The 21,964-nt window shown below is 73.0% G+C and carries 14 protein-coding genes; 11 read left to right on the plus strand and 3 right to left on the minus strand.

Translation table 11 applies throughout. The features are described from left to right. Positions 1-84 precede the first annotated feature (84 nt). On the plus strand, positions 85-1,344 hold the full coding sequence (locus JW613_RS02565) for a PP2C family protein-serine/threonine phosphatase (protein ID WP_209209018.1): 1,260 nt from the start codon (positions 85-87) through the stop codon (positions 1,342-1,344). Between the two features lie 151 nt (positions 1,345-1,495). After that, a complete protein-coding gene (locus JW613_RS02570; RefSeq protein WP_209209019.1) occupies positions 1,496-2,344 on the plus strand; it encodes a metallophosphoesterase family protein in 849 nt (282 codons plus the stop codon). Between the two features lie 38 nt (positions 2,345-2,382). Here JW613_RS02570 and JW613_RS02575 read toward each other — a convergent pair whose 3' ends face one another. Then, positions 2,383-4,104 (minus strand): hypothetical protein, encoded by a 1,722-nt coding sequence (locus tag JW613_RS02575; RefSeq protein ID WP_209209020.1) that lies wholly within the window; start codon positions 4,102-4,104, stop codon positions 2,383-2,385. Next, positions 4,101-4,829 (minus strand): ABC transporter ATP-binding protein, encoded by a 729-nt coding sequence (locus tag JW613_RS02580; RefSeq protein WP_209209021.1) that lies wholly within the window; start codon positions 4,827-4,829, stop codon positions 4,101-4,103. The genes JW613_RS02575 and JW613_RS02580 overlap by 4 nt, the downstream gene beginning before the upstream one ends. Before the next feature lie 343 nt (positions 4,830-5,172). Here JW613_RS02580 and JW613_RS02585 point away from each other — a divergent pair, with 343 nt between their 5' ends. The 8 genes from JW613_RS02585 to JW613_RS02620 all read left to right on the plus strand — a co-directional run bounded on the left by JW613_RS02585 (position 5,173) and on the right by JW613_RS02620 (position 20,692). Further along, complete coding sequence (locus tag JW613_RS02585) at positions 5,173-7,554, plus strand: fibronectin type III domain-containing protein (RefSeq protein ID WP_209209022.1); 2,382 nt, start codon at positions 5,173-5,175, stop codon at positions 7,552-7,554. Continuing rightward, complete coding sequence (locus tag JW613_RS02590) at positions 7,545-8,555, plus strand: AAA family ATPase (RefSeq protein WP_209209023.1); 1,011 nt, start codon at positions 7,545-7,547, stop codon at positions 8,553-8,555. The genes JW613_RS02585 and JW613_RS02590 overlap by 10 nt, the downstream gene beginning before the upstream one ends. Then, positions 8,555-9,730, plus strand: a complete 1,176-nt coding sequence (locus JW613_RS02595) for a DUF58 domain-containing protein (RefSeq protein WP_209209024.1) — start codon at positions 8,555-8,557, stop codon at positions 9,728-9,730. Before JW613_RS02590 ends, JW613_RS02595 begins: the two co-directional genes overlap by 1 nt. Beyond that, positions 9,727-12,288, plus strand: coding sequence for a transglutaminase TgpA family protein (locus JW613_RS02600; protein WP_209209025.1), 2,562 nt, complete (start codon positions 9,727-9,729; stop codon positions 12,286-12,288). The genes JW613_RS02595 and JW613_RS02600 overlap by 4 nt, the downstream gene beginning before the upstream one ends. Then, the gene (locus JW613_RS02605; protein WP_209209026.1) at positions 12,285-13,835 is read left to right on the plus strand and encodes a serine/threonine-protein kinase; all 1,551 of its coding nucleotides are present in this window, start codon (positions 12,285-12,287) and stop codon (positions 13,833-13,835) included. The genes JW613_RS02600 and JW613_RS02605 overlap by 4 nt, the downstream gene beginning before the upstream one ends. Positions 13,836-13,991: 156 nt before the next feature. Beyond that, a complete protein-coding gene (locus tag JW613_RS02610; protein WP_209209027.1) occupies positions 13,992-16,007 on the plus strand; it encodes a hypothetical protein in 2,016 nt (671 codons plus the stop codon). Positions 16,008-16,021: 14 nt separating this feature from the next. Continuing rightward, positions 16,022-16,270, plus strand: a complete 249-nt coding sequence (locus tag JW613_RS02615; protein WP_209209028.1) for a hypothetical protein — start codon at positions 16,022-16,024, stop codon at positions 16,268-16,270. A gap of 21 nt (positions 16,271-16,291) precedes the next feature. Next, positions 16,292-20,692 carry an FtsK/SpoIIIE domain-containing protein gene (locus tag JW613_RS02620; protein ID WP_209209029.1) on the plus strand — a complete coding sequence of 1,467 codons (4,401 nt, stop codon included), beginning with the start codon at positions 16,292-16,294 and terminating at the stop codon, positions 20,690-20,692. Positions 20,693-20,810: 118 nt separating this feature from the next. Here the strand turns inward: JW613_RS02620 and JW613_RS02625 are convergent, their stop codons facing one another. Beyond that, on the minus strand, positions 20,811-21,077 hold the full coding sequence (locus tag JW613_RS02625; protein WP_099885218.1) for a WXG100 family type VII secretion target: 267 nt from the start codon (positions 21,075-21,077) through the stop codon (positions 20,811-20,813). 332 nt (positions 21,078-21,409) lie between these two features. On the opposite strand from JW613_RS02625, the gene JW613_RS02630 reads away from it, so the two are divergent. Continuing rightward, complete coding sequence (locus JW613_RS02630) at positions 21,410-21,847, plus strand: SPW repeat protein (protein WP_209209030.1); 438 nt, start codon at positions 21,410-21,412, stop codon at positions 21,845-21,847. Positions 21,848-21,964 lie beyond the last annotated feature (117 nt).

Consider the following 21,964-nt stretch of genomic DNA (forward strand, 5'->3'; position numbering starts at 1 on the left):
GGCCGGGGGCGAGTGAGGATGGAGGGTCCGACCGCACACCCTCCAGCAGCGCAGTGTCGCCGCACCGCACCCTAGGAACAGGCCATGGAGCAGCAGCAACCGGCCGTCAAGCAGCCGCAGCAGTCCTTCGACCAGGCGCAGCGGGCCCTGGAGCACCCGCAGCCGAAATCGCTGTCCACCCGGGCGTTCCTGCTGTGGGGGCTCGGCCTCACCCTGCTGGTGGTCGGCCTCAGCCTGGTGGCGGGGTCCGAGGTGCGACTGGTGGGCCTGCTGATCTTCCTGCCGGCCATCGCGGCGAGCGTGGGCACCGTACGGCAGACGCAGGCCGCCTCCGGCTGGGCGACGGCCGGAGCCGTCGTGTCCATCGCACGCGCACCCGGCTACCACCTGGACGACGCCATCACTTTGGTGCTCACGCTGCTGTTCGCGGGGCTCGCCGTGTTCGGGGCGCGCTGGCGCATCGCGCGGGACACCGAGCTGCTGCGGCTGCGATCGACCGCCGCCGTCGTCCAACAGCACATCCTCCACCCGCTGCCCGAGGTGACGCCCCAGGTGCGGGTCGACGGGGTGTTCGAGCCGCTGCAGGAGGACAAGCTGTTCGGCGGCGACATCTACGACGTGGCCGCCACCCCCTTCGGGACCCGGGTGCTGATCGGCGATGTGCAGGGCAAGGGGCTGTCCGCGGTCGGTGCGGCCTTCGCCGTACTCGGCGGGTTCCGCGAAGCGGCCCACCGGGAGCCCACGCTGACGGGCCTGGTGGACGCGCTGGAGACGTCCGTCGTCCGCCACAACGCCTATGCCCGCCGCTCCGGTGAGCCCGAGCGGTTCATCACGGCCCTGGTGCTGTCGGTCGACCCGCTCGACCGGGGCACCGCACAGGTCGTCAACTGCGGTCATCTGCCGCCGTTCCTGGTGCGGGACTCCCGGCAGCCGTGTCAGGTGCGGCTCGGGGAGACGGGGGTGCCCCTCGGGCTGGCCTCGCTGGTGGGCGAGGAGCGCTCGGCAGCCGGTTTCAGCTTTCCGCCGGACTCGGTTCTGCTGCTGTACACCGACGGCCTCTCCGAGGCCCGGGACGGTGCGGGCACCTTCTATCCGCTCGCCGAGCGGCTCACCGCGCTGGTGAAGGGCGCCGACCCGGCCTCCCGGCCCGCTCCCGGCTCCGGGAGCGACGAGGCGCCCACCGAGCTGGCCCAAGCGCTGCGCGACGACGTACGTGCCTTCACCCACCCCTATCAGCAGGACGATCTCGCCATCCTCACCCTGCGGCGGCACCCCGCGACCGACCGCGCCGCCGGGGCGGCCGAGACGGCCGGCTCGACACCGCCCCGCCGCCAGGAGCCCTGAGGGCGGCGCCAGGAGCCACCGTCGGGCCCCGTGCGGCCTCCGGGACGGCGGCGCCCCTGCGGACAGCGGCGACGGCCGTTATCGTCGGTGCGGACGGGGACGGTGGCAGCGCCCGGGTGCTGCGCCGAGGGGGATACGGAGGGGGAAGCGCATGACGTCCGGCCGGGGTCGGCTGCTCGCCGTCAGCGACCTGCACGTGGGGATGGCGGCCAACAAGCCCGTCACCGAAGCCCTCCGCCCGCAGACCGACGACGACTGGCTGATCGTCGCGGGAGACGTGGCGGAGCACTTCGAGGAGGTGGCCTGGGCGCTACGGCTGCTCGCCGGGCGGTTCGCCCGCGTGGTGTGGACGCCGGGCAACCACGAGCTGTGGACACCGCGCGGCGACCCGGTGCAGCTGCGGGGCACCGAGCGGTACGCGCAACTGGTCGAACTGTGCCGGTCCTTGGGGGTGCTGACACCCGAGGACCCCTACCCGCGCTGGGTGGGGCCCGAGGGCGAGGTGGTGATCGCGCCGGTCTTCCAGCTGTACGACTACTCCTTCCGGCCGCCCGGCACCCACACCAAGGAGGAGTCGCTGGCCCGCGCCCACGCCTCGGGGGTCGTCTGTACGGACGAGTATCTGCTGCACCCCGACCCCTATCCCGCCGTCGACGACTGGTGCCGGGAGCGGGTGGCCGCCACCGAGAAGCGGCTGGACGCCCTGGACCCCGGCACCCCGCTGGTGCTCGTCAGCCACTGGCCGCTGCTGCGGGAGCCGACCGAGGTGATGTGGTATCCGGAGTTCGCGCAGTGGTGCGGCACCCAGCTGACCGCCGACTGGCACAAGAGGTACAACGTGGCCGTCTCCGTCTACGGCCATCTGCACATCCCCCGCACCACCGAGCACGACGGGGTCCGCTTCGAGGAGGTCTCCATCGGCTACCCCAGGGAGTGGCGCCGCCGGGGCCACCCGCGCGGGCTGCTGCGGCAGATCCTGCCCACGCCGGACGAGTACTGACGGGGACGGGCTGCCGCCGCGAGGGCGGGCCGCCCCTGTCAGCCGACCGGGCCGTGCAGCTTCCTCGCCCGGCGCACCGTGGCGAACAGCAGCGCCGAGGTGAGCCCGACAGCGGTCACCACGGGCCGCAGCATCGCCCCCGCCTGCGCCCCGGGGTCGAGAGCGCCGCTCAGCCCCAGCCCGGCGGTCAGCGAGGCGACCGCCGTCAGGAACGGTGCGGCGTACCAGAGCAGGAACACGAAGACGCTGGCGTCCCCGGCGGGAGTCACCAGGCCCAGGGACAGCAGATCCGTCCGCACCGGGCCGCGCGCCGCCGCCAGCACCGCCGCGGCTGCGAAGGGCGGCGCGCACAGCGGCATCAGCAGCAGCGCCCATCCGCCGCCGTGCAGCGCGAAGGGGACTGCCGCCAGCAGGGCGAACACGGCACCAACCAGTGCCGGGACGATCGCATGCTGCACCATCGAGGCGGCCAGGCTCGACGGCGACCAGGAGGAGCGCCGTACGTCGTCCGTCTCCAGCCGCGCGGTCTCCGCGAGCTTGCCGACCGCGAACCATCCCAGGCTCAGCGCCATGGCGAGTACGGCCACACGCGTCGTCCCCTCCAGCCGCACGGCCAGGCCCACCGTACCGGCTGCGGCGACCGTCCACAGCGCGGCGCTCGCCGCACGTCCCGGCGCACGCAGCAGGGCGACGGCATCCCGCCATACGACGACGAGCCGGCGGGAGCGCGGCAGGGGCAGCCGGCGCCGGATTCCGGGCGCGCCGTCCGCGAGTGCCTCGTCGATCGCCAGCTTGGCGACGCGCAGTTCGGCCGACCACAGCACCGAGGCGACGGTGGCCGCCGTGGCGGCGCGTGCCCGCAGCAGCCGGGTGGGGACCGTCCCGACCACCCCGACGGCGTGGGCGACGGCCGCGGCCGTACCGGCGAGCAGCAAGGCGAGGGCGAGCGGCCAGCCCGCTGCGCGCCCACCGGCCGCGTGCAGCACCGGCTGCGCGGCCCAGCCCCACGGTCCGGACCACAGTTCGACCGTCTCCACAAGCGTCGAGCGCCGTCCTGTCGCCGCCAGCGCCGCCTGCCCGGCGAGCAGGGTCAGCAGCAGCACGGCGTACGGGGTGAGCTCGCGCACCCGGCGCGCCGGCAGGGCGCCGCGTTCCACATGGAGGGCGAGCGTCGCGGCCAGCAGCGGCAAGCACACCCCGGCCGGCAGCCACAGCAAAGACGCGGGCCCCAGCTCGGCCAGTCCGATCAGCCGCAGCAGCACCGCGCCACCGACGGCACACAGCACCCCGCCGACCGTCATCAGGACCGCCGTCAGCCGGAACGCGGGCCGCAACACCCGTTCCCGGCGTATCGGTTGGGACAGCAGCCAGCCCACGTCGTGGCGCGGCACCAGCACGGGTCCGCGCCACAGCGCGTCCCGCGCCGCGAGCACTGCCAGTGCGCACGCCAGCAGGACCAGCACCGCCGGCAGGGCGCGGCGTATCGCCTCGGCGGTGTCGTCCTGCGCGGCGAGGTGCCCGAGCCGCTGGACGAAGCGGTGGCCCAGGGTGCTGCCGTAGCCGACGGCGAACAGCGCCACGGCGTAGCCGGTGACCGCCATGTCGCGGTTGCGTCGACTGCGGTGCGCCCGCCGCTTGTCGTGCAACAAGCGCAGGGTCTCCGGGGTGCGGTCGTCCGCCTCCGTCCACGCGGCACCGTCACTCTCGGCGGCGGTACCGTCGATCGGTTCGGTGGCGTCCCGCTGCGCTGCGCTGCTCATCGGGTGCCGTCCAGCTCCTCCAGCACACCGGGGCCGCCCTCGGCGAGCACCTTGCCGTCCTCCAGTACGAGCACATGGTCGGCCACGGCGTGCACGAGCTCGGCCTGGTGGGTGGCGAGGAGCACGGCCACACCGTCCCGGGTCTCACCGCGCAGCAGTTCGCCCAGGCGGGTGCGGGAGGCCGGGTCCAGGCGCTGTTCGGGTTCGTCCAGGACGAGCAGGTCCCGCGGTCTGACGAGCGCGGCGGCCAGTTGCAGGGCCTGGGTCTGGCCGGAGGAGAGGGCGGAGGGCAGCTGGTCCGCGTGACCGGCCAGGCGCCGGTCGGCCAGCACCTGGTCGATCCACATGTCCGCGTCGGCGACTCCGTGGGCCACGGTGATCAGTTCGAGGTGCTCACGGACGGTCAGGTCCGGGTAGAAGCCGGCGGTGTCCCCCGCGACCGCCACCCGGGCCCGTACCTGGGGGTCGTCCTCGTCGACCGGCCTACCGTCGAACAGCGCCGTGCCCGTGGTCGGCCGGTCCCGCCCGCACGCCAGGCGCAGCAGCGTCGACTTGCCCGACCCGTTGTGGCCGAACAGCGCGGTGCACGTCCCGGGGCGGACCTCCAGGTCGAGGGGGTGGAGCGCTTCCCGCTCCCCGTAGCGTCGGCTCACGCCGGTCAGCCGCAGCAGCGGCTCGGTCTGCCCGTCCGCCGGCGCCGCTCCGGTCGTGGGTGCGGCCGTCATCCCCCGTACTCCGATGTCGGCGGCCACCGCAGCAGCCGTTCCGTCCCGATGACAACTGCGTCCCCGCTCCTGTGCGCGGAGACCACCCCTCCGATCGGCCCCATGCGGATCATCTTCTCAGACGATCAGTCCACGTCCGGCGGCCCTGCGGACGCGGCCTTTGGCGGCGCCCGGTCCCGTCCTATGCGACAAGTGCGCAACGCAATGACTGCGTGGCGGGGACGTCATACTCCTGTCACAGCAGGGGCTCGGGCGCTGACCGGGAGACCGGTTGGTTGGCTAATCTGCAAGTGCGGCGCATTGCGGTCGGACGTGGATGCGGGTGACGGGGGAGGGACTGTCGATGCCGGATGCTCGGGGGAGCTCCGAAGAGGGCCGGACGCCGGGGCTGCGTCCGCGGCGGCTGGTCGACGAGGCGAAGAGCACCGACCGGGAGGTCGAACGGCGCGGGTTGGCGGCGCTGAAGGCGCGCGGCGCACGGCTGGCCGCTGCCGCCTGGGCGACCGTGCGGCCCAACAGGCGCCGCACGACCGGCTACATCGCGCTGTGCTCGGTGGGGGCGCTGGTCGGTACGTCCGTGGTGGTGGGCACCGGCAAGGCGGGGGCGGTGCCCGACCTGTCCGACATCGGCGCCTGGCTGACCAGTTCGCGCACCGGTGAGGCCGCGCACGCCAACGGCCTGACCGGGGACGTGGACGGCAAGGTCAAGCTCCCCGGGATGGGTGACCACCCGGTCACCATCTCGCAGGACGGCAAGACGGTGCTGGTCCTGGACGAGAAGACGGGCAAGCTCGTACGGATCGACCCCTCGCAGCTGACGGTCGAGCAGTCCTCCCGCTACGGGACGGGGCTGCAGTTGGTGTCCGGCGGCCGGTACGCCTATCTGGTCGATCCGGTCAAGGCCCGGGTCCAGCGCATCGATCCGGTACGTACGACTCCGATCGGCGCCCCCGTCGACCTGGGGGCCGGGCCGTTGGGCAAGGCCGTGGCGGACCCGAAGGGCACACTGTGGGTGCCGGTGCCCGGCAAGGGCAAGGTCGTACCCTTCCCACGCGGCAAGAAGGCGCCGGGCATCAAGGTGGCGGCGAAGAGCAACAAGCCCGCCACGCTGCTGATGACGCTCGCCGACAGCCGCCCCGTGGTGACCGACACCGAGGGCGGGACGGTCACCCTGCTCAAGCGCACGGGCCGCGGTATGCGCTTCAAGCTGCCCAGCAACATCACCAAGGCCCCGTCCGGTTCGGTGCTGGTGCCCTCGGCGACGACCGGCGACGTCGTGCCGGTGCTGGCGCGCAAGTCGGGCCGGATGGCGCTCGTCAACACCCGGACGGGCTCGCTGCTGACCGCGTCCCTGGGCGCCTCGGACGGCCGGTACGGCACCCCGCAGGTGCTGGGGTCCAAGGTGTATGTGCCCGACCAGGGCAACGGGACGCTGAAGGTGTACGACACCGAGGCGGCGGCGATCACCAAGCCGGTCAAGGTGACCGGCAAGCGCGGCAAGCTGAGCCTGTTCGTACGCGACGGACTGCTGTGGGTCAACGACGCGGACAACGCCACCGCCGTCGTGATCAACTCTTCCGGCCACGTCAAGCGCGTGCACAAGTACGACACCGATGTGCCCTCCGGCCGCAAGCCCCGGGACAAGGACCGCAGCGGCGACGACGGCAGGCGCGACCCGGCGCCGGGACCGGACGCGCCCGACCCGCTGCCCGAAGGCCCCGCCGGGCCGGGCCGGGACGACAAGCCCGCGCGCCCCGAGGCCCCGGCGGACAAGCCGGACCGGGACGGCACCGACGACAAGCCCGCGCCCGACCCGAAGCAGGATCCGAAGCCCGACCCCGACAAGCCCGATCCCGACCAGCCGGACGAGGACGAGCCCGCGAAGCCGCAGCCGCCCGGTGTCCCGCAGGCGGAATCCGGCCCCGGCACCATCCGCGTCTCCTTCGCGCCCTCCTCGGGCGTCAAGCCGACCGGATACCGGCTCAAGGGCGCACCGGCCGGCGCCGAGGTGAAGCCGACGAGGGTCGGTCCCGGCGGGCCGTTCACCTTCGAGGTGAAGGGCGGCTCCTGCGACCGGCAGTACACCTTCACCGTGGAGGCGGAGTTCTCGGACGGGCAGAAGGCCGAATCGGGCCGCTCCGGCCCCGCCCGCCCGTGTGTGGCGCCCGGCCAGCCGCAGAACGTCCGGCACGCCTTCCCGCAGGGCGGCAAGGGCATCAACCTCACCTGGCAGGCACCCGCCAACGCGGGGAACGGCACCACCTACACCGTCACCGGCGGAGGGCCCGACACGGACGGGAATTCGGGCAACACCCGGGCGACGCTGCGGAACCTGAAGAACTTCCGCACCTACACCCTCACCGTCGCCGCCAAGAACGCGGCCGGCTCGGGCGGCAGCGTCGTGGAGCGGGTGAATCTGTCGAACACGAGGAACATCCGCGTCGCGGACAATGTCGACGACGGGGACGACGTGGGTGTCCGTACCCAGCCCAACGGCATGGCAGGGTCGCGGGTGGGCTTCATCCCCAGCGGGCAGACGCCCATGCTCAAGGTGATCTGCCAGATCGAGGGCAGTGCGGAGACCCACGACACGTACGGCTGGAAGAGCGACAAGTGGGACCGCATCGAGTGGGAGGGCAAGACCGCCTACATCAGCGACCTGTGGGTCGGCACCAGCAACCATCGCAAGGGCGAGTTCTCCCCGGAGGTCTGGAAGTGCGAGTAGAACACCAGCAAGCAACCGCACCGGCCGCCACCGCAGCCTCCCCGGAGTCCGTCGCGCTGCTCGCCCAGTGCTTCCACGCGCTCGGCGACAACATCGAGCGGGTCGTCAAGGGCAAGCGGGAGACCGTCGAACTGGCGCTGGTGTGCCTGTTCTCGGAAGGGCATCTGCTCATCGAGGACGTGCCCGGGACCGGCAAGACGACGCTGGCACGCTGTCTGGCGGCCTCCCTCGAAGCGAGCTGGCACCGCGTGCAGTTCACGCCCGACCTGCTGCCCTCGGACATCACCGGGGTGACCATCTACCGGCAGAACACCGGGGCGTTCGAGTTTCTGCCGGGCCCGGTCTTCGCCAACGTCGTGCTCGGTGACGAGATCAACCGCGCCTCGCCCAAGACCCAGTCCGCGATGCTGGAGGTGATGGAGGAGCGACAGGTCACCGCGGACGGCAGCACCCACCCGGTGCCCCGCCCCTTCATGGTGATCGCCACCCAGAACTCGGTGGACATGGGCGGCACCTATCCGCTGCCGGAGGCCCAGCTCGATCGGTTCCTGATGCAGGTCACCCTCGGCTACCCGGATCATGCCTCGGAGGTCGCCGTCCTCTCGGGCGCCGGATCCCAGCCGGACATCGAGCAGTTGCCGACTATCGCGACGGGCCGGCACATCGCGGAGTTCATCCAGGTCGCCAAGCAGATCCAGGTGGCGCCGCAGCTGTACGACTATCTGGTGCGGGTGGTCGCGGCCACCCGGCAGCTGCCCGAGGTGCGGCTGGGCGCCAGCCCGCGCGGCTCGGTGGCGCTGCTGCGCGCCGTTCGGGTGCGGGCCGCCTCGCAGGGGCGCACCTACGCGCTGCCGGAGGACGTCAAGGCGCTGGCGGGTCCGGTGCTGGCACACCGGCTCATCCTCACCCCGGAGGCGGAGCTGAGCGGCCGCAGCGGCGCCGACGTCGTCGCGGAGGCGCTGGCCACCGTTCCGGTACCGCAGGCGGGGGCACAGGGCTGATGCTGTCGCCGACGGGTTGGGGGGCACTGGTCGGCGGGGCGGCACTCACGGGGGCCGGGTACGCGTTCGGCTATCCGGAAGCGGCGATCCTCGGGGCCGGCTGCCTGCTCGCGGTGGCCGCGGCCCTCGTCCGGACGGGGCGCTCACCGCAGCTGGCGGCGCGGCGCCGGGTCACCCCGCGGAAGGTGGCGCGCGGGGACCGGGCCGAGGGATCCGTCACCCTCACCAACACCGGGCGCCGCACCCGGCGCGGGCTGGATGTCACCGACAGGTGCGGCGAGCTGCCGCTCACGCTCCAGGTGCCGTCGCTGGCCGCGGGCGCTGAGCACACCGTGCGCTACGCGCTGCCCACCGAGCGGCGCGGCCGGATCGCGCTGGGCCCCCTGCGGCTGGAGCGCACCGACCCGCTCGGACTGGCCCGCAGGGTGCGGGTGTTCGGCCCCACGGACGGCGGGACGGACACCCTGCTGGTGCGGCCCCGGGTGTGTCTGCTGCCGGTCCTCCCCTCGGGCACGGCGCACCATGTGGAGGGGCCGAGCTCCGACACGGCGGACGAGGGGTCGCTGACCTTCCACGCGCTGCGCGAATACGTGCTGGGCGACGATCTGCGGCGGGTGCACTGGCGCTCCTCGGCGCGTACCGGAACGCTGATGGTCAAGCAGCTGGTGGATGTCTCGCTGCCGCACACCACGGTCGTGCTGGACACCCGGTCCGCCGCCTACCGCACCGAGGAGGACTTCGAGCTGGCCGTGGACACTGCGGCTTCCGTCGCGTTCGCCGCCGCCCGCTCCAACTTCCCGGTGGACGTGCTCAGCGAGACGGGCCCCGTGCTGCGTACGGACGGCGCGGGCGGCAACGACGCGGAGGCGCTGCTGGACCGGCTCGCGCTGGTGCGCCGTTCCGATCGTGCTTCGGCAGCGGGAGCCTTCGACGAGCTGGAGCGGGCGCGCCGCCGCGGCTCGCTCACCGTCGTCACCGGCACGGCCGATGTCAGCGGGCTGAGCGCGCTGGAGCGGGTGCGCCGCCGCTTCGACCGTACGGTGGTGCTGCGGGCGGGTTCCCGGGCGCAGGACGACCCGCACGAGCCGCCCGGCCTCGGCAGCGACGTTCCGCAGCTGCGGGTGACCGGACTCGATTCGCTGCCGGCCGCCTGGCGCCGGGAGGCGGTGCGATGAGCCCGGCATCCACGCCGCGCGCCACCGCACTGCCGGGCGTGCGTCCCACCGGTGGCGCCGGTCACGACGGTCCGTCCTGGGCGCCGCCACGGCCGACGGCGCCCGAGGCCTCTCCCCCGCCGGCACCGCTGTCGCCCGGCGACGGCGCGGGCGGGCCGGGCGACGGTGGGCGGGACGGCAGCCGGGTGACGACGGCGCCGGACGCGCCGCGTCAGCTCTCGCGCGGTCGCCGGTTGTGGTCGCTGCTGCCGGTCGCCGGGCTGCTGGCCAGTGCGGGGCTGGGCTTCCACCGGGTGTTCCGGCCGGGGCCGCTCCTTCCCGTGCTGGCGGTCGCCGTGCTGGTGCCGATGGCGGTGGCGGCCGGACTGTTCCTCGCGCAGAGCCGCAAGGGGCGCCCCGCGCCGCTGTGGCCGTCGCTGGTGCTGGGTGCCGTGGTGTGGCTGGTCGCGGTGCGGGTGACGCTCTTCCGCGACGCCGCGGGCGGGCTCGCCTCGGGCGGTGCGGTCACCGACATCTGGTCGGCCCTGCTGGACTCCCCGCACGCGATCCTCACCACGATCCTGCCCGCACCGTCCGGACCCGACTTCCTGGTGCTGCCGCACGCGGTGGTGTGGCTGGCCGCGCTCGCCGCCACCGAGCTGGCGCTGCGGACGCGTTCGCCGCTGCTGCCCGCGCTGCCCTGCGTGTTGGCGTTCGGCTTCCCGCTGGTGCTGGGGGTGACCGGGCCCGGTTCGAACACCCTGCCCGCCGTCGGCCTGGTGGTCTGCGCGGCGCTGCTGGTGCTGCTGCGGTCGCGGGCGTCCCGGCGCGGCACCGTCCGCGCGCTGGGCACGGGGCTGCCGCTGGTCGCGGTGCTCGCGCTGGCTGCCGCGCTCCTCGGGCCGAGGCTGCCGGGGCTCTCCGCGCGCGAGCCGTTGGACCTGCGCCAGGACGTGCGCCCGCCGACCGTCCACCCGCAGTCCACCAGCCCCCTCGACCAGGTGGCCGCCTGGCTGCAGCAGCCGCAGACCCGGCTGTTCACCGCGCGGAGCACGGCAGCCGACCGGAACTGGCGGCTCGCCGTGCTGGACCGCTACGACGGCGTGAAGTGGACGTCCGGCGCCGAACTGGAGCGCTCCGGCGGCCGTGTGCCTCCGCAGCCGGGCACCGATCCGGGTAGCCACCGGCGGGTGGAGCAGCGGGTGACCATCCAGAATCTGCCGGGCATCTGGCTTCCCGCGGTGGACCGGCCCTCGTCGGTGAAGATCACCGACGAGGGCGCCGAGGGCGACGGCAACCGGAACGGCGGCCAGGGCGACGGGTTCGGTGGGGACGGCGGGGAGGCCAGACAGCTCGCCGTCGATCCCGCCAGCGGTGTGCTGGCCCTCGGCAAGGGCGGCGCCACCGGCGCCCGGTCCCATCGCGGGCTGTCGTACACCGCCGTCTCGCAGGCTCCGGTCTACGACGCCGAGCGGCTTCGGTACGCGGCCGTTCCGGACGGATCCGCCTACACCTCGCTGCCGCGCACCGACGCGGTCGGCGAGCCGATCAAGGCCGTCGAGACGTTCTCGAAACTGGCGGCCACCGCCACGGCCGGCAGCAGCTATCCGTACGAGCAGGCGCACAAGCTGGCCGGCTGGCTGCGCGAGCACTACCGCTTCGACCCCAAGTCGGTCCCCGGGCACGGCTACCGCAATCTGGAGTTCTTCCTGACCACGGGCAAGCACGGCACCTCGGAGCAGTTCGCCGCCTCCTTCGCCGTGATGGCGCGGACGCTGGGGCTGCCGACGCGGGTCGCGGTCGGTTTCCGCGCGGACGGCGCCGGCGGCAAGGAGGCCGCGGGTCGGGGCTCCGGCGGGGACGGCGGTACCCGCCAGCTGACCGGGCGGGACGCGCTGGCCTGGCCCGAGGTCCGGTTCAAGGGCGTCGGCTGGGTGCCGTTCTACCCGACGCCCGGTCAGACTTCGCAGGACGGCTCGTCCGTACCGCCCGCCGGGCAGCCCGAGGAGCGTGAGAAGGCCGATCGCGACATCGCCGAGCAGCCCCGGCCCTCCGTGCCTCCCCAGCAGCAGGGCGGGGGCAAGGACGGCGACGGCCGGGCCGCACCGGCCGACGGCGGCGGGCTGCCCGCGTGGGTGTTCGCACCGCTGGCGGTGGCGCTGGTGCTGCTGGCCTACTGCGGCTATGCGGTCTGGGCCCCGTACCGCACCCGTACTCGGCGCCGCAGCGCGCGCGATCCCGGTCGGCGGGTGCTGGGCGCCTGGCAGCAGATCGTCGACCGGCTCACCGAGATCGGGCTGCCGGCCACCGCGGCGCACACCGCGACCGAGGTCGCGGCCTTCGGTGTCGAGCGGGTCGGCGGCAGTGCCAGCGAGCAACTGCCCGCCCTCGCCCGGCTGGTCAACGAGGTCGGCTACGGGGGCCGTACGCCCGATGAGGGCACCGCGGACGCCGCTTGGCGGCACTGCGACGCGATCGAGGAGGTCGTCGCGCGGACGCTACCGCGCCGGGAGCGGGTGAAGCGGGCGCTGCGGCCCCGTACGTTGATCCGTCACAGCCGATCAGGAGCACACCGGTGAAAGCCAACCCGAGCTGGGGACCCGGCGCGGTGGGCGGCACGACCGGCCCCCCGGCCGCGCCGCCCACCGCCCCGGCCGCGCCCGTCGCGCCCACCGCCCCGACCGCCTCCGCACCCGCCGCACCGCCGGCGCTGCCCGACGGCTACCGGCCGCAGCGCGTCCTGGGTGCCGGGGCGCGCGGCACCGTCGTGCTGTGCCAGGAGGTGTCGAGCGGCCGGGAGGTGGCCGTCAAGGTGCTGCCCGTGGCGGTGGAGGACCCCGCGCGCCGCCTGGCCGCGCACTCCGAGCTGCTGGCTGCGGGAGCTGCCGCCAGGCACCCGTGCGCCGTCACCGTCATGGACGCCGGCTCCACCGGCACGCAACAGCTGTACGTGGTGGAGGAGTGGTGTCCGGGCGGCTCGGCGCAGGACCGGCTGACCGCCTCCGGCCCGTTCCCGGTCGAGGACGTGCTGGTGATCGGCGTACGGCTGGCCCTGGCACTGCACTCCTCGCACCGTCGCGGGGTGTTGCACCTGGATGTGCGCCCGGCGACCGTCCTCTTCGACGCGCAGGGCGGTGCGTTGCTGACCGGGCACGCGCTCGGCCGTGTGCTCCAGCGGGCGGTCCCGTCGCTGGGTGCCGTCTTCGACCAGGCGTACGCGGCCCGGGAACTGTTCGGCTGGGAGGCCCCGGGGCCGGCGGCGGACGTGTACGCGCTGGGGGCCACGCTGTACGCGCTGCTGGTGGGCGAGCCCGCGCAGGCCGCGGCGGTGCGCGCGGGCGGCTCCGCCCCGTACGAGGCGGTGTTGGCCGGCGGGCTGCCCCGGCCCCCGAGGTCGGATGTGCCCGAGCCGCTGTACGCGCTGCTGCACCGGATGACGGCACCGCACGCGGAGGGGCGCCCGCCGCTGACGGAGGTGCACCGGGTGCTGCGGATGCTGCTGCCGCTCTCCTGCGCCCCGCGTGTCCCGGATCTGCAGCCGGAGGCCGGGCCCGAGCCCCCGCTGCCGGGCTGGGACCCGGCCGACGACGCCCTCACCCAGCCGCCGCCCGAGACGGACGACGACCCGGACTCCGCGGAGGCCGTCGCCCGGCGGCGTCGCACCCGCAACCGGATCCTCGCCGCATGCGGAGCGCTGCTGCTGGCGGGTGGCGCGGGGTTGGCCCTGTTCCTGGTGCGCGCCGCGAACGAGGCCGGGCCCGACCCTGCCGCGAAGCCCCCGAAGAAGCCCGCCCAGTCGGCGCATCCGCTGCCCAAGGGGCAGGTCCCGGACTTCCAGGCCCAGGAGGTGAAGGTCACCCGGGTCGGCCGGCAGGTCCAGGTCGCCTGGAGCAGGCCGAAGAAGCCGCAGGCCGTCTACGGCTACGCCGTCACCGCCCAGTCGCCGGACGGCGAGACGGTGAAGGTGAAGAACACCAACGCGGACGAGCCGAGTGTCGTCTTCTCATCCCCGCCCGTGAAGGCCGGCTCCTGCTACGTGGTCACCTCGCTGGTGCAGACGGCCGACGGCAGCGTGGGGCTGGCCTCGGCCGAGTCGGTGTGCGACCGGGGGGAGCAGGGCGACTGAGCGGGAAGGCGGGAATGTCACAGGCGGACGTCACAATGGAGGAACACAGCTTCTGCTTCACGTCGTGGAGCGGGGAGAATGCTGTGCTGATCAACTGTCCGGCATACGGCGGAGCGTGTACCGCGCCGTCGGCCGGCATCGGGGGGAGCAAGCGGAATGGGTGAGTTCACCGGAGTCGATCCTCTTCGGCTGCGCGAGTTGGCCAATGCGCTGCAGGGCTTGGCGGACGCGCTCGACACGGAAGGCACCACCATCCGTGATCTGTTCTCGAAGTGGGGAGGAACGCTCAGCCAGTCCGTACTGACGCAGCAGACGACCCAGGTCGGCGAGGACGCGACCAACATGGCGCTGCGGGCCGACCTGGCGTACGGCCTGTTCCTGCAGCCCCGGTTCGTCAACCCGGGCAGCCCGCACTCCGACTGGGTCAACATCGAGTGGGACGTCTCGAAGATCGACGTCACGGCGCAGGGGCAGCGGGAGGCCCTGAGCCTGCTGGAGGCGTTGAACGACCCCGACAATCCGCAGTCGCGCACCACCATCCAGTATCTGTCGCAGTCCCTGGCCGACCACGCGAACGACCCCGAGTACCTAGAGGCGTTCATGAACGCGGGCGGCCTGGACGCCTCGGTGCGCGCGGCGCGGTTCCTGCACGGCCAGGACGGCACCCACGGCAGCACCGTGCTCTCCCAGGACTCGCAGGAGATCCTCGCCAGATTCGGGCTGGCCGTGCAGTCAGCGACCAGCCTCGCCGAGCAGGGACAGATCCAGCTCCCCGCCAACTACCTGCAGAAACTCACGGACCCGCCGAACGGCGACATGTGGTCCGTCGGCATGCTCTTCCAGTACGGCCCGAAGGGCGACAAGTGGGACCCGAACGTGCTGTCCACGGTCGGCGGCGCGATGCTGGACTGGCGCGCGGAGCAGCAGATGCGCCCCAACTACTCCGAGCCCTTCATCGCCGGCACCAGTTATGTGCCCGGCGGTTACGTCGAATCGGACAACCCCTGGTACGACAGCCTGGGTCTGGACGTCTCCTACCTCACGGTGGGCGCCGACGACGCCGCCGAACGCATCCAGGCCATCGCCGCCAACGACCCCTCGGTCATCCTCATGCAGCGGGTCAGCGAGAACCCGGACGCGTCCCGGCAGCTGTTGACCGGCGCCGACGGCGCGAAGTACGCCGGGATCCTGGTCGACGACAAGTGGCATACGCCGGGCCCCCAGTCGTTCAACGAGGCGCAGTGGCCCGCCGCCGTGATCACCGCCGCCACCTCGGACCGGACCGGCCATCCGGCGGAGTCGGCGGAGGCGGCGGCCAACGTCATCAACGCGGGCGCGGCCGAATACGGCGACGAGAAGGGCAAGAGCGACTACGACAAGTCGCAGTATCCGGTGTCCGGCCAGATCACCCACGCCCTCGCGCAGGTGTTCGCCACGTATGTACCCGACTTCGCCCAGTCCAACGGCATGCCGGCGGACCAGGCGGCGGCTCCGGCGACCGGCGCGGACAACCAGGGCATGCTGATCGTGGGCCATCAAACGGCGCTGGACTTCATCAGCATGATCGCGCAGAACAGCGGCGACGCCGGGCATCTGGTCAACGCCGTCAACTCGCAGATCTCGCTGACGGCCGCCGGCGGCATGGACAGCCCCGATGGGCAGACGTACCTGAACAATCTGGCCGAACTGCAGGGTGTGGTGACCGCCGGTGCCCACCAGGTGGGCCTGAATGCGGAGAAGCTGAAAGACGAGGCGAACAAGAAGACGGTGCTGTGGGTGGACTCCGTCGGTGGTGCCATCACCGCGATCCCGGGACTGCCGGTCCAAGCCGAGTGGGTCCAGACGGCCATCGCGGCGGGCCTGCCCGCGGTGAAGGACAGTTTCTCGACGGACAACGCCCAGAAGTACCAGGAGGCGGCAGGCTCGAAGTTCTACGACGACCAGTCCTCCATGCGGCTTCCGCTGATGCAGGGCCTGGTCACCAGCGGTCAGATCGAGCCTCCCGCGGACCACCCGGAATGGGCGAACGGTCAGATCACCCTCCAGGACGCGAACGATCTGACGGACTTCAACAGCTGGTGGCAGCAGGTCGCGCGGCAGCAAGGCGGCCAGTTGGACGACTTCGACGACGAGATGCGCGACGCCTTCGAACGCGGAAACAGCGCCAACTAGCGAGGGGGACGGCCATGGGTATGTCGGATGCCGATCTGTGCAGGCAGGACATGGCGAAGATCGGGACGGCGGTGGACAACATCCGGATCGCCGTGCAGAAGGTGACCAATCTGATGGGCGCCGACACCTGGGCGGGCACCGCCGCGGACACCTGGGCCGGGGACTTCAACGGCCGTATGAGTTCGCTGAACTACCTGTTCGAGTCCTACCCGGCGGAGGAACAGGCGCTCATCACCAAGGCTGAACAGAATGAGCCGAAGTAGCGACGGCGACGGGGGGCTCCTATGGAACTGCGGCTGACCGCCGTCGACGGCGCGGGCGGACGGAGCGCCGATCTGCTGGTGGACGTGGAGCCCGACGCCGCCGTCGGGTCCGTAGCCCGGGAAATCGTCCGGCACCTGGGCGGCGGCACCCCGGGCGAGCCGGGCGAGGCGCCCGCGCTGTTCGTCAACGGATACCCGCTCGCCCCGGCCCTCCCGGTGGCCGACTCCCCCGTCCGGGACGGCGCCACGGTCTTCGTGGGGGCGCCGGGCGCCGGTCCGCGGCCGGAGGCCCAGGGCACCGTGGAGGTACGGGTCGTGGGCGGCCCCGACGCCGGGCGGGTCCACCGGCTGGGGCCGGGCGTCGCCGTCCTCGGCAGCGGCCCGGAGGCGTGGGTGCGGCCGGCGGACAGCACGCTGCCCAGCTCCGCGTGCGAGATCGATGTGGCCGTCGACGGCACGGTGACGCTCACCCCCGCCTTCGGCAGCAGCGTCACGATGGACGGCCGGCAGTTGGAGCAGCCCGCGACCTGGCGGCAGCGGGGTGTCGTCGCCGCCGGGCACTCGCTGTTCGAGCTGCGCGAGCCCACCTTCCCGGACGCCGCGCTCAAGCCCTCGCAGGACGGTACGGGGCTGGACTACAACCGGCCCCCGCGGATCAAGCCCTCCGCCCACAAGACGCAGTTCCAGCTGCCGCCCAAGCCCAAGCAGTCCGAGACCCGGCCCCTGCCGTGGGCCGTCGCGCTGGCACCGATGCTGGCCGCCGTCGCCATGGTGGTGCTGCTGGGCAGCGCCATCTATCTGATCATGGCGGTGCTCACCCCGGTCACCCTCGTCGCCAACCACTTCTACGACCGCCGGCACGGCAGGACGTCGCACCGCCGCAAGCGTCGCGAGTACGAGCAGCACAAGGTCTCCATCGAGTACCAGGCGCGCAAGGCGATGGCCGAGGAGACAGCGGCGCGCCGACTGGCCTGCCCCGACCCGGCCGAGCTGTACCTGGTCGCCACCGGCCCCGGACAGCGGCTGTGGGAACGGCGGCTGGAGGACGACGACTACGGCCGGCTCCGGGTCGGCACCGGCACGCTGCCCTCCGAGGTGGAGGTGAGCGACCCGAATCAGCAGGAGCACCGCCGTACCGAGCCGCGGATGCTGAGCGACGTCCCGGTGAGCGTCCCGCTGCGCACCCACGGCATTCTCGGCGTCGCCGGGCGCGGCGAACTGCCCCGCGCCATCGGCCGCTGGCTCGTCGCGCAGGCGTCGGTGCTGCACAGCCCGGCGGATCTCAGCATCTGTGTGCTGACCGACCCTTCGGGCAGCGAGTGCTGGGAGTGGGTGCGGTGGCTGCCGCACGCCCGCGGCCGGGAGGGACACGGCGCGGTGGCGCTGCTGGGCACCGAGACGGAGAGCGTGGCGCGCCGGATCAGCGAGCTGCTGGCGCTGCTGGGCGCCCGTCAGGAGAACGCCGGGGAGAGCCGGCCGGGCTCGGACGAGGTGTGGCGCGGCCCGTCCGTCCTCGTGGTGCTGGACGGCTCCCGCAGGCTGCGTGCCCTGCCGGGGCTGACCCAACTGCTGCGCGAGGGACCCCGCTTCGGCATCCATCTGGTGTGTCTGGACGCCGACCGCGGGCTGCTGCCCGAGGAGTGCCGGGCGCTGGTGGAGGAGGACCACTTCGGGCTGTTGCAGGTGTCGCAGTTCGGCGAGACCCCGGTGCAGTCGGTACGGCCGGATTGTGTGCCGCCCACCTGGTGCGAGGCGGTGGCCCGCGCCATGGCGCCGGTCCGCGACGTGAGCGAGAAGGAGACCGGTGCCCTGCCGGACGCCTGCCGGCTGCTGGATCTGCTGGAGCTGGAGCCGCCGTCGGCCGCCGCGATCACGGCGCGCTGGGCGGCGGGCGGGCGCTCGACCGGCGCCGTGGTCGGCGCCTCGTTCGACGGCCCGTTCACCATCGACCTGGTGCGCGACGGGCCGCACGGGCTGGTCGCCGGCACCACCGGGTCCGGCAAGTCGGAGCTGCTGCAGACGCTGGTGGCGTCCTTGGCCGTCGCCAACCGGCCGGACGCGATGAACTTCGTGCTGGTCGACTACAAGGGCGGGGCCGCCTTCAAGGGCTGTGAGCAACTGCCGCACACCGTCGGCATGGTGACGGACCTCGACTCGCACCTGGTGAAGCGGGCGCTGGTCTCGCTCGACGCGGAGGTGCGCCGCCGCGAGCGGATCCTGGAGCCGCTGGGCGCCAAGGACATCGAGGCCTACGAGCGGGCTGCCCGGCGCGACCCGTCGCTGGCGCCGCTGCCCCGGCTGCTGATCGTCGTCGACGAGTTCGCCTCGATGGCCCGTGAACTGCCGGACTTCGTCACCGGGCTGGTCAACATCGCCCAGCGGGGCCGGTCGTTGGGCATTCACCTCATTCTCGCCACCCAGCGGCCCAGCGGTGTGGTCTCGCCCGAGATCCGTGCCAACACCAATCTGCGGATCGCGCTGCGGGTGACCGACAACGCCGAGAGCCAGGACGTCATCGACGCGCCCGACTCCGCGTACATCGCCAAGAGCACGCCGGGGCGTGCGCTGGTGCGGCTGGGTGCCTCCTCGCTGCTGCCGTTCCAGTCCGGCCGGGTCGGCGGGCGGCGGCCGCAGACGGCGGCCGAGGTGACCACGCAGCCGTGGGCGGTGCCGGTGGAGTGGTCGGATCTGGGCCGCCCCGCACCCACCCGGCCCAAGCCGCCGGGCGGCCAGGACGACGACCCGCTCACGGATCTGGCGCTGCTGGTGGAGGCCGTACGCGCGAGCGCCACCGCCCTCGGGTGCGAGGAGCCCTACCGGCCCTGGCTGGAGCCGCTGACCGACCTGGTGACGCTCGACGAGGTGCCGCGGCCCGCGGCCGAGCGCCGGGGCGACGTCCCGCCCGCCGTGTTCGGTGTCACCGACGTACCGGCACGACAGGCCCGCGAGCCGCTGGTCCTGGACCTGGTGGACGGGGACCATCTGCTGCTGGTCGGCGGGCCGCGCTCGGGCCGTTCGACGGCGCTGCGGACGATCGCCGGCTCCCTGGCCGACCTCGCCTCCCCCGCCGACGTCCATCTGTACGGAGTGGACTGCGGCTCCAACGCGCTGGTGCCGCTCTCGGTGCTCCCGCACTGCGGCGCCGTCGTCACCCGCGACCAGACCGACCGGCTCACCCGGCTGCTGGCCAGGCTCCAGGCGGAGATCGCCCGCCGCCAGCAGATCCTGGCCCGGGCCGGTGCCGCGAACGTCGCCGAACAGCGCGCCTCCGCCGCCACTCCCGACGAGCGGCTGCCATGGCTGGTGCTGCTGCTGGACGGCTGGGAGAGCTACACCGCCGCCTTCGAGTCGTACGACTACGGCAAGCTCACCGACGCCATGGCGCAGCTGTTCCGCGAGGGTCCGTCCGTCGGTCTGCGGGTGGTGATGTCCGCGGGGCGCAGCGGTCTGTCGGGCGTGGTCTCCTCATCCTTCGGCGATCGGCTCGTCCTGCGGCTGGCCGACTCCAACGACTACAGCACGGCCGGTATGACCGCCCGGGACGTCCCCTCGCACCTTCCGCCGGGCCGCGCGCTCCGGCCGGGCGACGACGGCTTGCTGGAGAGCCAGGTAGCGCTGCTGGACGCCGATCCCTCCGGACAGGCGCAGGTGAGTGCGATCCGGCGGATCGCCGAGCGGGCCGCAGCGGTGCACGGCCGTCCGCCCCGTGCGCTGCGCCCGATGCGGGTGGACGCGCTCCCGGGGCGCGCCACGGCGCGGGAGGCGCTGGCGCTGGACCCGGAGTTCACGCCGCCGTCCCCGCTGTGGGCGCTGGTGGGCGTGGGCGGCGACGAACTCGGCCCGCTGGGTGTGGATCTCTCCCAGCACGGCCCCGGCTTCGTCATCGCCGGTCCGCCCAAGTCCGGACGCTCGACGGCGGTGTGCGCGGCGGCACGGTCGTTGCTGCGCGCGGGCCTGCCCCTGATCGTCGTCACGCCCAAGCGCTCCCCGCTGCGCGAGCTGGAGGGCGAACCGGGAGTGCTGGGCGCGCTGCGGGAGATGGCGGACGCGGCGCAGTTGAAGGAGCTGCTGGATCGCGCGGGTGCCGATGGCGCTCGCTACGCGGTGGTCGTGGACGACGCCGAGTTGGTGTACGACACCCCGCTGGACTCCGTGTTGGAGTCGGTGGTGCGCAGTGGTGTGGACGGCGGCCACGGGCTGGTGGCGGCCGGCACCACGGACTCGCTGACCTCGCAGTACCGGGGTTTCCTCCGGGAGGCCCGCCGCGCCCGCAGCGGTCTGCTGCTCTCGCCGCAGAACAACTCGGAGGGGGAGCTGTTCAGCATCCGGCTGCCCCGCGCCACCGCCTCCGGTGTGGCGGGACGCGGACTGCTGGTGCTCAGCGGCGAGATGACTCCCGTGCAGGCGGTCACCGACGAGTGAGGGGGTGCCCCGCGGTCGGCGGGGCACCCCGACGGCGGACGGGGGGCGCACACGAGCCGGCGGGCCGCAGCCGGATCGGCTGCGGCCCGCCGGGTGATGGGCCGGCTTCGGCGTCGGGTCAGTTGGTGACCTGGTCGATGTTGTCCGCGTTGGTCCGGGCGGCGGTTCCCGCGTCCCGGAGCGTCTCCACGAACCTGTCGAACGTCGGCTTCAGCCCCTCCCACTCGCTGCGGAACTGCTGTGCCTTGCCACCGGTCCAGTACCCGCCACTGTCGTTGCAGGCGCTCTGCAGACTGGTGATCAGCCCCTGGAGCTGGTTCGCGTCACCGTCGAACTTGCTGGCCAGCTCCCGCAGTCGCTCAAGGTCGGCACCGTTCATTCCCATAAGGAATCCTCCCCGTTATCCGGTTTTGACGCGTCTGGCAGCACGGTAACGCACTTCACGTCCGTGCTGGACCTGTTCGTGTCACAGCCGGTCAACAGCCTTGTACCCGCCGGGAGGGGCCGTGGATCCGCCAGGCGCCGCCCTCCGGGCGGCCCCTTCGAGGCCGTTCACCCTTCCCGCCTCGTTACCGAAAGTAGCCAAAGCCCCCCTTTGGTGTATTGTGACCTAAATCACACCTATTGAGGTGATTTTCCCCTTTGCCGGGTCACTCGGGGTAGGTGGTGGACGACCTCGCATGTCCGCCCCGAGCGTTCCTAGGAAGGAGGACGACCATGGCAGCGCCTACGACCGGCAGCACCATCGAGCACCACCCGGACCTGGTGGAGATGCGTGCCCGGTACGAGAAGGCCGGATCCACTCCGACCGCTCAGCTCGTGGAGGGGCTGACCTTCCTCACGGGTCTCTACATCGCGATCTCGCCGTGGGTGGTCGGGTTCAACGGGTCGACCACCCTGACGGTGAGCAACCTCATCGTGGGGCTGGCCTTCGCGGTGCTCGCCCTCGGATTCGGTTCCGCCTACGAGCGGACGCATCTGCTGGGCTGGACCGCGCCGCTGCTCGGAGTCTGGGTGATCATCTCGCAGTGGGTGATCAACGACGCTCCCAGCACGGCACAGATCGTGGTCAACAATGTGATCGCTGGAGGTGTGGCAGCACTCTGCGGACTCGCGGTCATGGGGTTGGCGGCCATGGGCAAGCGGAAATCATGACTCCCAGCGCCTGACACGCGACGCTCAGCAGGAACACGCGCGTGCACCTCGCGCGTGAGGACGGGCGGAGCGGCCTGCGAACGGCCGCGCCGCCCGTTTCGGCTGCGCGGCCCCCCG

Origin of the sequence: Streptomyces smyrnaeus (assembly GCF_017676345.1) — a bacterium.
In the GTDB taxonomy this organism is placed as follows: domain Bacteria; phylum Actinomycetota; class Actinomycetes; order Streptomycetales; family Streptomycetaceae; genus Streptomyces; species Streptomyces smyrnaeus.